This window comes from Cupriavidus basilensis (genome assembly GCF_008801925.2).
Lineage (GTDB): Bacteria > Pseudomonadota > Gammaproteobacteria > Burkholderiales > Burkholderiaceae > Cupriavidus > Cupriavidus basilensis.
The window spans coordinates 287,423-302,235 of sequence record NZ_CP062804.1 but is presented as its reverse complement, the minus strand read 5'-3'; the positions used below and the strand labels follow the sequence as shown (position 1 = coordinate 302,235).

Here is a 14,813-nt window from a genome sequence, read left to right as displayed (position 1 = left end):
CGGATTAAAAAAGCCATCTGTACCGAACACCCACTTCGGTCAGCGGCGTGCCGCCATTGCGCGCCGCGGTTTCGTGCTGCACATACATGGACAGGTGGTCGTTGCCGAACACCTTGCCGGCCACGCCCAGTTGCGCCCGGAAGTTCTGCCCGGCGCGGGTGTCGTGCAGCAGGCCGATTTCCGCAAACGGCCGCCACTTGTGCGTGTAGTCGTCGATCAGCTCGGTGCCGAAGCCGAATGTCACGCCGGCCTGCGTAAAGCCCTGGGGCATGTAGAAGCCCGGCGTGGCTTCGTCGTCGGCAGGCACCAGCGTGGCGAGCTTGTTGCTGAGCGTGCCGCCGCGCGCGTTGTAGGTGGCATGGGTGCCGACCAGGCGCACCGTGTAGTCCGGGTACGCGGTACGGATGCGGTAGCCCAGCTCCAGGTCGTACACCAGGCCATGGCCCAGCTGCGAGCCGTCCTGGCCGCGGAAGCGGTCGTACTCGATGCGAGCGCCGGCAAATTCGCGCAGGCTGAAGTTGTAGGTCGCGCCCAGGCCGAGCACATCCTTGACGCCGCCGACCCGCAGCGCCGCCGATTCGTCGGCGCTCTGGTTGATGCCGGCCAGCGTGGTGAAGCTCAAGCGGCTGGCCTCGCGCCACTCGCCGGTGAAGCGCGCGGTGGTCACGCTATCCAGGCCGTCGCGCCGGCCCACGCCCAGGCGCCAGCGCAGGTGCTGGTCGCGGTAGCCGAGCGACAGCTCGCCACGCTGGTCGGACGAGGGCACGCCAGTGAGCTGGGTCTGGTCCACGCTGTGCTGGGTGCGCCAGACGCCGCGCAGGTTGAGGTCGTAGCCATCCCACAGGCGCACGCCGCCAGCCAGGCTGTAGTCGAAATAGCTCAGCGGGCTCTGGCGCTGGTACGTCACGCGCGGCTCGATGGCTTGCGCGTTGAACAGCAGCGTGTCCTGCAAGGTTTCCTGCAGGCTGTCGTCGGTGCGCGTGGTCTCCTGGGTTTCGTAGGCCAGCGTCTGCGCGGCGCCGAGCCGGTCAAGCTGCACGTTGGCTTCGATCTGGTTGTCCACCGGAATGCGGCCAGCCTGGCGCTCCAGCACACGGTCGAGTGCGGCCAGGTCCTGGTTGGCCAGCGCCAGCGTGATCTCGGCATACGCCGGGCGCAGCAACTGGCGGGCATACTGGCGGGCCAGCCAGGCACGCGCCAGTTCGTTGGATTCGTTCGACAGGGCCCAGGCCAGCGCCACTTCCTTGGCGGCGGACGAGACCACGGCCTGCTGGCGCGCTTCGCGTTGCGCCACGCCCGGCGGCGTCTTGGGATCGAGCGCGGGCAGGCCGGGAATCTCGCCCAGCCGCGACGCCGGATTGGCGGGACCGGTCCAGTTCGCGGCATTGGTGCCGGCCATCACGGTGCGGTCGCCGCGCAGCATCTCGATCACCAGGCGCTGGGACACATCGCCCGAGGCAAAGATCTGCCCGAGCGCCACGGTCTGGCGCCGCAGCTCGGCCGGGGCGGGGCCACCCTGGGCGTCCTCCTCCTCGGCGGCCGGATCCATGCTGCGGGGATCCGAGGCGCGGCGCCCGGCCGCGGACTGGTCCTTGTGCAGGTCGACCCAGGCCTGGCGGCGCAGGCGCCACCCGGTGCTGGTCTGGCCGATGGCGTCGTAGGCATCGGCGGCAAGGCCCAGCCAGAGCGGATCGGCGTTCTTGCCGTCGGCCATCTTGCGCAGGTAGTGCAGCGCGGTGCGGCCGTCCTGGAAGCGCATGCTGCCGGCGGCAAAGGCACCCCACAAGTCCGGGTTGCCCTCGGCCTCGCCCTTCAGGCGCAGCATCATGGCGCGCACTTCGGTATCCGAGCCGAGATCGACCAGCGCCCACATCAGCGCGGCCAGCGTCTCGCTACCGGCGTCGGGCATGCTGGCGGCACGGCGCAGGTCGGCCAGGGCCAGCTCGCGCTCGCCACGGGCGCGCTGGTACTCGGCGCGCATGGCCAGGAAGCGGCTGGATTGCTCGGCCTGCGTCAGCTGGGCAGGGGTCATGCCCTGCAGCAGCGCGGCAACGCGGCCGTAAGCACGGGCGCGGGTGTAGTAATTGATGGCAAGCTCGAGCGACACCAGCTTGCGGCCCTTGCGCCAGCTGGCTTCGGCGATGCGCCCGGCGTCGATGGGCGAGCTATCGTAGAAGTCCATCAGGTTCGAGAAATCCGATTCCTCGGTATCGCGCACTTCGGCCAGGCAGTCGTTGCGGCCGGCGCCGGGGGGCATGGCCATGCAGTGGTCGTCATGCGTCTCGGCCATGGCCAGCATCAGTTGCCGGTAGCCTTGCTCGAGCAGGTCGCCGCGCTGGTTCAGGCGCGCCAGCTCGGTCAGGGTGCGCCAGAACTCAATGTCGGTGGAACGCGCGGTACGCATGGACGGCACCATGGCCTCGAGGGCTTCGGCCAGCTTGCCGCGCACATAGAGCAGGTTGGCCTGCTTGAGCGCGTACTGCGGGCGCGGGCCAAAGCGCTGCTGCAATTCGGTGTAGAGCTCGAAGGCGCGGGCATCCTTGCCCGCACGCTCGGCCAGCTCCGCCTGGCGCTCCATGATCGGGCGCGCGTTCGGGCCGTGGCTCAGGCTTTGCAGGAAGGCCAGGCCTTCCTCGGGCTCACCCAGGCGTTCGTAGGTGGCGACCACCTGGTCGACGGTGGCGAGATCGCCCGTGCCGGCGCGGTGGCGCAGCGCGGCCAGGTAGGCGCGATCGTCGTTGAGGCCGGGCGCGAGGCGCAGCACGGCCTTCCAGGCGGTCTCGTCATTACTGGCCTGGGCATATTCCAGCCAGCTTTTGAGCGCGACCGTGGGCTGGCGATTCCACTCGGCGACCTGGGCCAGGCGTTCGCGCCAGCGCGCCGCGCCGGGCTGGCGCCGCACGGCGGTCTCGGCAACGCGCTGGGCGTCGTCGAGCTTGCCGGCGGCCAGGAATACCTGGAACGCGAGTTCGTAGTCATCGGCATTGAAGGCACGCTCGGCCGCGGTGGGGGCGCCGGCAGGGGCTGCCGCCGGTGCCGGTGCTGCCGAAGCCCGGGCTTGGCCCGCCGCCGCGGAAGCGGACGTGCCGGCGCCCGAGGTATCCGCCACGCGGCGCAGGTGCGGCATCGCGGCGTCGCCCATGGCGCGGCGCAAGGCCAGGCCGCGCGGGCCGTCAAGAAAGATCAAGCCCTGCGCGGCCCATGGCTGGGTGGCCGCCACGCGGCGCACTTCGGCGCGTTGCAGCGAGGCGCCTTCGGGCACGGGCTGCATGCTCGGCGGCAGGCGCAGCAGCCGCTGCACATAGCGCGCGGCCTGCTCGGGGCGGTTGGCGGCCAGCGCCAGCTTGGTCAGGTAACGCAGGACTTCGGCGTTCTCCAGCAGCTTGCCACCGTGCTGCTCGGCCTGGGCCAGCGCCTTGTCGAGCTCGTTGCCGGACTGCAGCGTCTTGAGCGCAGCCAGGTAGAGGCGGCGCTGCTCGGCCGGATCGGTGGCGCGGGACTGCGCGGCAAACAGCGCGTCGGCCGCCTGCTGGTAGTCGCCGCCCGCGAGCGCCGCCGACGCCGCCTGCGCGTTCCACAGCGCCGCGCGGGCTGGGTCGCTCTTGGCCAGCGCCTGGTAGAACACCTGTGCCGGCTTGAGCGCGTTGATCGAGCGCGCCGTGGTGGCCAGCTCTTCCAGGTCGGTGCGGCCCCACTTCATGGTCACCGCCTGGTCGAGCAGCCCGCCAAGCTTTTCGACGTACTGCTTGCGCTCCGGGGTGTCCGGCAGCGCGGCAAACGCGCGCTGCTGCGTGATCTCGATGCGGGTACGCAGGATCTGGCCGGGCAGCTCGGCGTCGACGGCATTGGCGTTCGCGTTAGCGTTGCGCACCGGCCCTTGCTGGCTGGCCGCGGAACTCGCCGCAGAACTGGCCGCATAGCGCGCCTCCAGCCGCGACAGCATGGCCTCGGCCTCGTCCAGCCGGCCCGTGCGCGCATATTGCTCGGCCAGCACCGCCATGAAGCCGCCGTCGTCGGGCGTGGCCCGCCACCAGGCTTCCAGGTAGGCCATGCTGAGGCCGTCCACTGCCCGGCCTTCGCCCAGCAGGCGTTCGCGCAAGGTTTCGCGCGGGAACATCAGCGCCAGGCCGATCCCCACCATGGCGGTGAAGGTCAGCACGAACGCTGGCGGCAGGAGCCGCTCGCGCTCAGGCGGCGCAGGTGATTTCGACGCTTTGCTTGGCATTGTTGGGATTGGGAACGGGAGTGGTATCGAAACGCAGCGTGCCGCGCTCCTGCACGCCCTGCACCGGCTTGCCATCAATGGCAATCCGGCAACGGTCCGCGCCTGCGAGGCGGAAGAATGGCTTGAAGTAGCCGCTGAAATCAAAACGGATGCGCTGCGCGCTGCCCTGGCCGCTGCGCTGCCAGTTGCGCACGAAGCCGCTGGCCTCGGCGATCTCGGGGCCGGAGGCAGCCGCGGCGTTAGCTGCGCTCGGGCCGCGCATCACGATGCGCGAGGCGCCATCGGCCAGGTGCACGTAGACGCCGCCGCCGGGCGCCGGCGACGTGCCGGTGACGCCTTGCGAGCTCGCCACGTCGGGCACGTCCGCGCCGGTCCAGCGCACGTTGCGCAGGTTGGCGTCGCCGCGCACGATCCAGGCGGCCGGCTGCGTGGCGTCGCCGCCCAGCTCGCGGGCCACCGCCATGCCTTGCCAGTCGATCACCTTGCGCACGTAGTCGGTGGCATGCACCGGCATCAGCGGCTGGCTCAGCACGTAGTCATAGACCTTGCGCAGTGCCTTGAGCGAGGCCGCCTTGGTGCCGGAGTAGTTGTGATAGTAGATGTTGACCGACTTGAAGCGGTACGGCCGGTCGGTCAGCTCGAAGGTTTCGATCACGCGCTCGAAGCCGTAGTACGGGCCGTGCCAGAGGTTGGTATAGACGTTCTCGTTCTGGTTTGGCGCGAAGATCTGGAAGGTGCCGTCGGCCTTGTTCACGCCGATCGGCGAGATCGCTGTCCAGGTCGGGTTGCTGCGCGTGATCAGCGTATCGCCGCCGTTCATGTTGAGCACGCCGGCCTGGTCGGTCAGCTTGATGGCCTCGGCAGGCGGCTGGCAGTCGCCCGACCACAGCAGCATGCTGACCGGCTTGCCAGGGGGCGCCAGGGTACGGTTGATATAGTCGATCGAGCCGCCGATCTCGCGCTTCAGGTCCATCGTGTAGCCGGGAATCGCCAGGTGGAAGTCGTCGTCGCCTTCGGTGGCGTTCTCCGAGTGCGTGCCGCCGGGCACCGTGCGGCCCCACTCGAAAGGATGCGAGAAGGTGTGGCTCGCCACCTCGACATAGGGCTGCGCGAAGATCTTGCGGGCGATCGGCTCGAGCTGCGCGGTCAGCTTGGGATACATGCCGTCGCTGGCCACTTCGCCCTGGATGATCGACATCGTCATCGGCAAGCGATAGCGGTCCCAGATCTCGCGAAACAGGACTTCACCGGAAAAGCCGCCGCCGGGAATCTCGGCACGGGAGGCAAAGCCGTCACCGTCCACGTGCACGGTCAGCAGGCGACGTCCGTTTTCGGTCGTGACATCCGGCACCGGCATCGCCGGCAGGCGCAGCGCTTCGCGCAGGAAGGACAACGGCTGCACCACCCAGCGGTCCTGGTCGTTGGCGCTTTGCCGCACCGCGTAAGGCCCGAGCACGTAGCCGCCCCAGGGCGTGATCGCGGCAGCGTCATAGGTCAGCGTGCCCGAATTCAGGCGCAACAGGGAGCGAAAGCCCGGGCCATCGCCCACCTGGACTGGCGCTGCCTGCGTGCGGTCCGGCGCCACAGGCATCTCGAAACCCATCATCGGGTCCTTCGACACCACGTCCGCCTTGACGCCGATCTTGCCCTTGACCGAATTGAGCTGCAGGCTCGATGCCAGCGCTCCGTTCATGCGCGCGCCGAAATCGTTCAGGAAAACCACCGGCACGCCCTGGTCGATATTGCGCTGCACCCAGCTGAAGAAACGCCCGGGCTGATCGCGCACGTTGCCAGCCATCCAGATCACCACGCCGGCGTAGCGGTCCGGGCCGATCTCCGGCAGCGGCTGGCTGGCTTCGGCGAAGTCCACGCGATAGCCCAGGTAGTTCAGCGGCATGGAGACGAAGCGCACGCCGGCGGAGTCGTCGATCGAGACGCCCGGCTCACGGTCCTGCACCACCAGCACCCGGCGCGGCATCACCTCGATGTTGCCGATCCCAACCGTCTGCAGGCCAGGGTCGGCCACGTAAGGGATGATGTCCAGCGCGCGGATCTGCGCGGCGGTGTCGCGCGCGCACTTGCGGTCGGACGGCGGGCAGTAATCGATCGAGATCACTGGCAGGTGGTACTGTTCGCGGATCGTTCGGGCCTGGCCGAGCAGCCAGTTGCGATCGGCCTCGCTCACTTCGGTGTAGCGCTTGCCGCCTTGATCCCAGCCGCGGTACAGCGATTCAAACGCGACCGCGTAAGCCAGTTGGTTGACCTGCGGCAGGATCTCGAAGCCGCGGTTGAAGATCAGCTTGGCCTCGGGATAGCGTGCCTTGATGGCGCGGATCACCGCCACCATGCCGGCCTCCTGGCGGGCGCGCTCGGTGTCCGTCTTGGCTTTGAGCTGGTAGGAGTCGAGCGTGTCGAGGAAGAAGCCGCGATAGCCGCGCTGCCACAGCGGGGCGATGACGTTTTCCACGTAGAAAGCGGGCCAGCCCTCGGCGGCCTGGTCAACCACGCGAGCGCCCCAGGCGTCGTTGTTGCCGATCAGCCAGGCCTTGGGAATGTCTTTCAGGTAGGCGCGCGACGGTGCGACCTCGCCAATGCTGACGTAGGAGAACCATTGCGTATTGGGCGTGGCGGCGGTGCGCGGATCGAAGCCGCTGTCGGGCTCGACCACGGCGATATCGAACGCCTGCAGAGCATCCACCGGCGGCTTGCTGCCGTAGTGGAAGACGATGTTCGGCGCGCGCGAGCCGGTGGTGGCCAATGTCTGCGCCTGTGCCTGCGCCGGGCATAGCCAGGCCGCAAACACAGCCAGCAGTGCACCAAGCCAGGCTCTTGTCATCGGCACGCCCCGGCTTGCCTGACGCAGGCCTGCCACGCGGCGCGCGACACCGTCCAATCGCAACAAATTCACTTGCTGGCCCCTATTTTTTTCATATTTTTATAGTCCCGGAAAAGCTCGCTTGGCTTGCCGCCAACATGCTGGTCGCGCTTGATGCCGCCAGACGATGCATTCCGGGTGTGACTGATCCCATCCACGTCTACCTGCGCCGCCCGATCTTTCAGGCAGTCCCCCGCAGGCCAAGCTCAAAGTGCGTATCTAAGCACTATGGGCGAGAATTCTGAAGCATGCGCGTCATCGTGCATATAAGCATTTAGGACTAGGGAATACGCACTAGTGCAAATGCATGCTTGTGTCACAGAAGCTGGCTAGCGCCAATTCCCGGGTTTCAAACGCTGCGAAGGTGCGCTGACGGAACCCGCCGGACCTGGCCGCGCCAAGGGTTCCGGTGCCTGGTAAATTGATTGTTGTCTCGGTACTTTCTGCATTTTTGTAGTTTTCCGACTCGACAAAGTATCACAGTACGTGGCGCAAATTCGACACTGTTGTGCTCTGAGGGTAGGAAAAGAAGGAATCGCGGGCTGGCTAGGGCCGGAATACAACGGTCCGCGGCGACCAGCGCTGCAGGCAAAGCGAATGGTAGATCACGCGCTTTGCGCCCAATGTCAACAATTGTCACGCACCGCGAATACGGGGTACGTCCAGCGCGCCGCTGTGTAGAATTTTCTCAAACAAAAAAACATCGTCACCTCGGCAGGAATGGACCCGGACAAGCACCGGCCTGACGCCGCATTCGGGAATGTCGCAAGTCACGAACTGGCTCACGCACGGGCTCCACGCAGTACGCAGTACGCGATATGCGATGCGCTATACGCGCGAACCCACCTTCGAAGGCAAACTCCTGCGCAGCGATGCTGCGCCGAACTCGATGGGGATCTCATGCAGTCAGATGAGGGCACTGCCGTGATGGCACTGCTTGTCCTGTTCACCGCCACGCAAATCATCCTCGCGGCCCTGATGCTGGCTTTGCGCCAGAGCGCCGTGGGCCGCGCATGGGTCGCCGGCCAGGTGCTGGCCTGCGCCGCGGGCCTGTTGGTGATCGACGCGCGCGGCGGGCCCGCCTGGTTCTTGCTGGTGGCGCCCGCCCTGGGCGTGGCCGCACAGTTGCTGACCCATCGCGGCGTATCGCTGACCGGTGGCCACCCTTCGGCACCCGCGCGGCTCACCGCCGGCGTGCTTGCCATCTCTGCCGTGCTGGCCGCCGCTGCGCTAGGCAGCGGCAGCCGCCCGGCCGAAGTCACCGGCTACGTGGTGGCAGCCATCACCGCCTGCTTCACCCTGGCCTGCCAGTTGCAACGCCCGCTCGCGCTGACCCGCCGCAGCCGCCCGCTGGTGCTTGCCGCTTGCGGCCTGCAACTGCTGGCGCAATGCTGCGGGTTGTACGCGGTGCTGGAAGCCGGCACCCCGATGCCGGCCCTGAGCGCAGAGGCCTTGCTCCAGCTGCGCCTGCTGCCCGCCTTTGTCGCGATCCTCGCTGGCCTGGCGGGCTTCACCCTGATGACCATGGATGCCATGCTGGCCGAGCAGGAAAAGCAGGCACGCCTCGACGCATTGACGGGGCTGCTGAACCGCGGTGCCATGGACGGCGCGGCGATGGTGCTGGCCGCCGAATTCAACCGCCACGGCCATCCGCTGAGCTGCCTGGTGATCGACATCGACCGCTTCAAGTACATCAACGACAGCAGTGGCCACCGCGCCGGCGACCGCATCCTGCAGCAGATCGGCCGCGTCCTGAGGGAAACGCACCGCAGCGCCGACCTCGCGGGCCGCTACGGCGGTGAGGAGTTCTGCGTGCTTTGCCCGCATACCACCGAAGCCGATGCCCTCCTGCTGGCCAACCGCATCCTGCGTGGCATCCGCGCCATCGCATTGCCCCACGAGCTTGGCGGGTTCGCCAGCGCCAGCATCGGCGTTGCGCAGATCCGCGAGCGCGAGGACGGTGGGGCTGCCACCTGGGACAAGCTGTTTGGCAGTGCGGACCGCGCCTTGTATGAAGCCAAGCGGCGTGGCCGGGGCCGGGTCGTGCTCGCCTCCGAGCTGGAAGCGCTGCCGGCGCGCTGCCTGCCCGCACGCGCCGAGGCCTGCCACTAAGCGCTGGCGCAAGCCAATATGACGGCGAAATCGCATTGCCGACGCGCCGCCCGCTAGAATCCTCCAGTGCATGCTTGTCCGGACCCGTTTGCTAGTCCGGTTCGAAACCATCCCTGGAGATACTGAATGAAGGCCGACAACATCCTGCAGACCATTGGCAATACGCCCCATATCCGTGTTCAGCGGCTCTTTGGCGATACCCATCAGGTCTGGATCAAGTCCGAGCGCGCCAACCCGGGAGGCTCCATCAAGGACCGCATCGCGTTGTCGATGGTCGAGGCAGCCGAGCAATCCGGCGTGCTCAAGCCGGGCGGCACCATCATCGAGCCCACCTCGGGCAATACCGGGATCGGCCTTGCCATGGTGGCGGCGGTCAAGGGCTACAAGCTGGTGCTGGTGATGCCGGACAGCATGTCGGTGGAGCGCCGCCGCCTGATGCTGGCCTATGGCGCCACCTTCGACCTGACCCCGCGCGAAAAAGGCATGAAGGGTGCCATTGCCCGCGCCGAGGAGCTGGTGGCGGCCACGCCGGGCGCCTGGATGCCGCAGCAATTCGAGAACCCCGCCAATATCGAGGCCCACGTCAACACCACCGCGCTGGAAATCCTGGCGGACTTCCCGCAGGGCATCGACGCCCTGGTCACCGGCGTGGGCACGGGTGGGCATATCACCGGCTGCGCCCGCGTGCTCAAGCAGAAGTGGCCCGCGTTGAAGGTCTACGCCGTCGAGCCGGTCGCATCGCCGGTCATTTCCGGCGGCGCGCCCGCGCCCCACCCGATCCAGGGCATCGGCGCCGGCTTCATCCCTCGCAACCTGGATACCGCCCTGCTCGATGGCGTGATCCAGGTCGACGCCGAGCCGGCACGCGAAATGGCGCGCCGCGCCGCGCGCGAGGAGGGCATGCTGGTGGGTATTTCGTCGGGCGCCACCCTGGCCGCGATCGCGCAGAAGCTGCCGGACCTGCCGGCCGGCGCCACGGTGCTGGGCTTCAACTACGACACCGGCGAGCGCTATCTCACCGTGGAAGGCTTCCTGCCCGCCTGAGGCCAGGCAGCATTGCTGGATTCTCTTCGGGCGGCGAAGCTCGCCGTGAACCATACTGGAGATTGACAGGCCCCGGTGCAAGCATGTGCCGGCGGCCGAATCTGCCGATATGGCGCGCCAGCGGCCCCGCCGCCCGGCGCGGCAGGGCTTGCCATGGCGTTGACACGAGCATTGACACGAGGACAAGGAGCTGAGATGAGCATCCCGAGTTATGAAGTCGCCCGACTGGCGTCCCTGGCGGTGCGGCTTGCGCTATCTTCCGGTCTGTCGCACGAAGAGATGCAGGCTGCGCTCAGCCTCGCGGCCACCATGATCGAGCAGGACGAAGGCGCAACGCCTGAAAACACGGCGGCGGCAAAGGTGCCGCACGCCAAGGTGACACGCACGATCCACTAAAGGCGCGCAGCGCGCCCCCTCAACCCAGCAAACCCGCCCAATACAGCTCCGCCGCCGCCAGCACCGCCCGCATCTGGGTGGTGTGCGCCAGGCGAAACGCATCGCCATAGACCGTCTGGTCCGGAAATTCGGTGACCAGCGTAAACGGCACCGTTGACCGGGAATCCTCGAAGATCATGCAGGGAATGCCGTTTAGCACCGGGAACGGCACTTCACCGGCGTGGTTGCCCCAGGTCGCCAGCTGGCGGGCATTGAACGCAGCCAGATCCGGTGAAGCCGCCAGTTGCGCGGTCAGCGCCTGCATGAACGCCATGCCATCGCGCCCGGCGTGGTGGCGCAGGATCAGGAAGAAGCCCTTGGGAATGGTCCAGGTCTCGAAGCCCGGCGGCACGTAGCCGGTGAGCGGCCGCGTCCATTCGTGGGCGGGGTAGCCGTGCAGGCTCATGTGCAGCCCGGCACCGGTGCGCTCGATGGCTTCCAGCCGGGCCGCTTTCTCCACGAAGGGCGGCGCCGTGCGCGCCTCCAGGTCGTCGCCCAGCGCGGTGTAACGCGCGGCATGCGACATATGGCGCGGATTGTCCTCGCGCAACTGCACATGCAAGGCCGCGCCGTCCGGGTTCTCCAAGGCGATCAGGGCAAAGTGCGCATGCGGCCGCTGCTTGAGCGCATGCGCCGCGCGCAGCGCCCCCACCACGCCGGATGTTTCGTTGGCATGCTGGCCACCGGAAATCACCAGCCCGGGCAGCGAACCTTCGATGTGGGTGCCGTGGACCACGCGCCCCTGCGTGGAAAGCACGCTGAAGCGCTTGCCGCCCAAGGCATGCATCTCGACGCCGGCCTCCTCTGGCGTCAGGGGCTGCGAGAGTCCGGCAAGCGCACTCGGGGACAGAGGGGCCGCAGCTGCGTCAGCCGGCGTCACGGCCGCGACGTGCGGGTGCGGCAGCAATGCCACCCGCACCCGCGTGGCACCCTCCGCGTGGCGGATCTCAGGCACGATCTGGCCGGGCTGCAAAGTGCGGTCGCCACGCGGCAAGCCGGCGCGATCCTGGAAGAACTCCAGAATGGAGAAATACAGGTCCTCGTGCAGAGCCTCGCGCGTGCTGATGCATTCGTCCTGATAGGACAGCCGGCGCTCGATGCCGCCCGTGTCGATGGCGATGCGAAGCACATCGAAATAGGGTCCCTGCCGGCCCCACGCATGGCCGCGGATCGCATCCATGGCTGCGGCGAATGCCAGTTCGTACTCGGTGGCGAGCGGGCCGTCCTCCAGCACGGCGCCATCGCGCGACAAACGCAGCCACCCGCACGGCGCGCCAGAGGCCGCGAGCGGCACGAACACGCGGTGGGCAATGCCGTCCAGGTCAACGACATAGTGGCCTTCGTCGTCGCCTTCGCTCAGGCGAAGGCTGCCTTGCGGCAGCATGCCGGCAAGCGGATAGGCTTCAAGCCTGAAGCGCTGTGACTGTGCCGCCGTCGCGGCCGCGGGCAGGCGCACGGAAATCTCGCCCGCGGCGGCGAGGCGGCCGCCATCGCGTTCCAGCGCCAATGCTTCGAGGAAGAAATGCAGCAGCGGCTTGTAAGCGCTGTGGATCGCCGCCTGCACGCCAGCGGCGGCAAGCCGCTGTTCGGCCGCGCGGCGCGTGGCAACGGCGTCGAAGACCCAGGCTTGCACCTGTACGCCGGGCATCGCCGCAACGCGCTCAACCAGGGTATCCAGTGTGTGCGGGATGGAGGTATCGAGCAGGATCGTCATGGCTGGCCTTGGCGCCGCGCGCGGCGGGATGGGTGTCGGATCCGGCATTATAGGCAGGCTCCCGATTGCCCACGCGCACGCCCGCGGCTGCCCGGGAAGGCGCCTTCCCGGGCGCTTGCCTCGCGCGCTCCGGTAGTGGGGCCGGACGGCAAAGGCGTTGGTAGGCCATGCCGGGCCGCAGCACATTGGCGCGTGCACATTTTCTTACAACCCGGACATACATTGACGCCGCAGGCTCGCTAAGCTGCCCCCCTTGAGCAAGCCTTGTCTTGCCACTCCAAGGAAAGTACGCATGAGCCGCTCCCTTTCTCACGCAACCCGACTTCCTGCCGCGCACGCGCGGCGGCTCCGATGAAGTGGTCCACCATCGTGTTGGTGCTGCTCGGCTGGCTGGGCGGCTGTGCTGCCATCGGATGGCTGCTGATGGCCTGCTCGGGCATGTTGTCCCAGTGAACCACGCTGGCGCACGCGCGGGTATCGCACCGCTCGGCCATCGATTACCCAAGCCATCGGAGCGTCAACCACGCGCCATTTCGTAACGGGGTATTTCAGCAGCGCAGCCGGATCCGGCTGCGCACCCCAACCCTCACTGGCCCATTTCCCCCATTTTCAAGGCAAGGAAAGCCCATGTACGATCACGCCGCCCTGCTGCACGAGAACCACGGCACCTTCACCGCAAGCGCCATGCAAGACACGCCCACACCGCACACGCGCCCCGCGCGCCGCGCTCGCGCCCCGCAGGCCAACGTTACCGCTGGCGACGTCCTGATGTCGGATATCGGCCCGCTCAAGCTCTGCCGTCACTGCGCAGAGCACTGGCCGGCTGACGGCGAGTTTTTCGCGCGGGACACCCGCCGCCAGGACGGCCTTGAACACATTTGCAAGGCTTGCCGCAAGGAACAGCGCTCGGGCCGTTGAAGCGCATCGGCATGTATGGAATGTGAAGGCTATCGCGCGCGGACCGCGCGCCCGGACGCGTCACCGCGCACGCCGGAAAATAGTAAAAATCCGGCCAAATCCAATCCAAAACCTAGGGTTTCCCCCAGCATCGACAGGATATTTCGGCACATTCCGCGCCAGATGCGGATGTTCGTTTTGTCCTGCTGATGGTTCGTTCCGTCTATTCCCTCCCGTCCCTGGCGCCGCTATTGTTACGTTCAGTAGTTACGTTCAATAACAAATCCCATCCCGCACCAGGAGACACGCGATGCGCACACAAGTCGCCATCATCGGCGCCGGCCCCGCCGGCTTGCTGCTCGGGCAACTGCTCGCCAAGGCGGGCATCGATGCGGTTATCGTCGAGCAACGCAGCCCCGACTACATCCTCGGCCGTATCCGCGCCGGCATCCTTGAAAGCGTGACCGCCGATGCGCTGGAGCGCGCTGGCGTGGCGCAGCGCCTGCAGCACGACGGCCTGGTTCACCATGGCATCGAACTGTCCTATGGCGGCGAGCGCCACCACATCGACTTCCACGCGCTGATTGGCCGCTCGGTCACGGTCTACGGCCAGACCGAGGTCACGCGCGACCTGATGGCCGCCCGGCATGCCGGCAATGCCATCACGATCTACGACGCGCAAGACGTCAGCGTGCACGATTTCGATACGGCCACGCCCATGGTGCGGTATCGCAAGGACGGCCAGCAGCACGAACTGCGCTGCGACTTCATCGCTGGCTGCGATGGCTTTCATGGCGTCACGCGGCGCAGCGTGCCCGAGCCGTCCAAGCGCATCTTCGAGCGGGTCTATCCCTTCGGCTGGCTCGGCGTGCTCGCCGACACGCCGCCGGTGGCGGATGAACTCATCTACGCCAGCCACGAGCGCGGCTTCGCGCTGTGCAGCATGCGCTCGCTCACGCGTAGCCGCTACTACGTGCAGGTGAGCGCCGACGAACGGGTCGAGGACTGGTCCGATCAACGCTTCTGGGACGAACTGCGCGGCCGGCTCGATGCCAGCGCCGCCGAGGCGCTGGTGACGGGCGCGAGCATCGAAAAAAGCATCGCGCCGTTGCGCAGCTTTGTGTGCGAGCCGATGCGCTTCGGCAACCTGTTCCTGGCGGGCGACGCCGCGCATATCGTGCCACCGACCGGCGCCAAGGGCCTGAACCTGGCCGCCAGCGATGTTCTCTACCTGGCCGACGGCCTGATCGCGCGCTACCTGCACGACGATGCCAGCGAGCTGGACGCGTACTCGCAGAAATGCCTGCGCCGGGTCTGGAAGGCGGAGCGCTTCTCGTGGTGGATGACGTCGCTCCTGCACCGCTTCCCCGATGCCGATGACTTCGCGCTGCGCATCCAGCAAGCCGAGCTGGACTACCTCACTGGCTCGCGTGCCGCCCAGATGTCGCTGGCGGAAAACTACGTCGGCCTGCCGTATTGAATACGCCGAATCCGCGCGCGAGGCCACGCGG

Annotated in this window: 8 protein-coding genes; 5 read left to right on the top strand and 3 right to left on the bottom strand. The window is 67.4% G+C overall.

Features of this window, described 5'->3' with window-relative positions; genetic code table 11:
- Positions 1-4: 4 nt before the first annotated feature.
- Positions 5-4,225, bottom strand: a complete 4,221-nt coding sequence (locus tag F7R26_RS22285) for a tetratricopeptide repeat protein (protein WP_150984412.1) — start codon at positions 4,223-4,225, stop codon at positions 5-7.
- On the bottom strand, positions 4,188-7,061 hold the full coding sequence (locus F7R26_RS22280) for a bifunctional glycoside hydrolase 114/ polysaccharide deacetylase family protein (protein WP_241754680.1): 2,874 nt from the start codon (positions 7,059-7,061) through the stop codon (positions 4,188-4,190). The genes F7R26_RS22285 and F7R26_RS22280 overlap by 38 nt, the downstream gene beginning before the upstream one ends.
- A gap of 939 nt (positions 7,062-8,000) precedes the next feature.
- Here F7R26_RS22280 and F7R26_RS22275 point away from each other — a divergent pair.
- The 3 genes from F7R26_RS22275 (at position 8,001) to F7R26_RS22265 (ending at position 10,652) form a co-directional block, all read left to right on the top strand.
- The gene (locus tag F7R26_RS22275; protein WP_150984413.1) at positions 8,001-9,212 is read left to right on the top strand and encodes a GGDEF domain-containing protein; all 1,212 of its coding nucleotides are present in this window, start codon (positions 8,001-8,003) and stop codon (positions 9,210-9,212) included.
- Positions 9,213-9,338: 126 nt separating this feature from the next.
- Positions 9,339-10,256, top strand: coding sequence for a cysteine synthase A (gene cysK / locus F7R26_RS22270; RefSeq protein WP_043352998.1), 918 nt, complete (start codon positions 9,339-9,341; stop codon positions 10,254-10,256).
- Positions 10,257-10,451: 195 nt separating this feature from the next.
- Positions 10,452-10,652 (top strand): hypothetical protein, encoded by a 201-nt coding sequence (locus tag F7R26_RS22265; protein WP_150984414.1) that lies wholly within the window; start codon positions 10,452-10,454, stop codon positions 10,650-10,652.
- 19 nt (positions 10,653-10,671) lie between these two features.
- On the opposite strand, the gene F7R26_RS22260 is transcribed toward F7R26_RS22265, so the two are convergent.
- The gene (locus tag F7R26_RS22260) at positions 10,672-12,405 is read right to left on the bottom strand and encodes a M14 family metallopeptidase (RefSeq protein WP_150984415.1); all 1,734 of its coding nucleotides are present in this window, start codon (positions 12,403-12,405) and stop codon (positions 10,672-10,674) included.
- A gap of 627 nt (positions 12,406-13,032) precedes the next feature.
- Between F7R26_RS22260 and F7R26_RS22255 the strand changes: the two genes are divergently transcribed.
- Both F7R26_RS22255 and pobA read left to right on the top strand, forming a co-directional pair.
- Positions 13,033-13,323: a hypothetical protein gene (locus F7R26_RS22255; RefSeq protein WP_150984416.1), complete on the top strand. Its 291-nt coding sequence runs from the start codon at positions 13,033-13,035 to the stop codon at positions 13,321-13,323.
- A gap of 289 nt (positions 13,324-13,612) precedes the next feature.
- The gene (gene pobA / locus F7R26_RS22250) at positions 13,613-14,782 is read left to right on the top strand and encodes a 4-hydroxybenzoate 3-monooxygenase (protein WP_150984417.1); all 1,170 of its coding nucleotides are present in this window, start codon (positions 13,613-13,615) and stop codon (positions 14,780-14,782) included.
- Positions 14,783-14,813 lie beyond the last annotated feature (31 nt).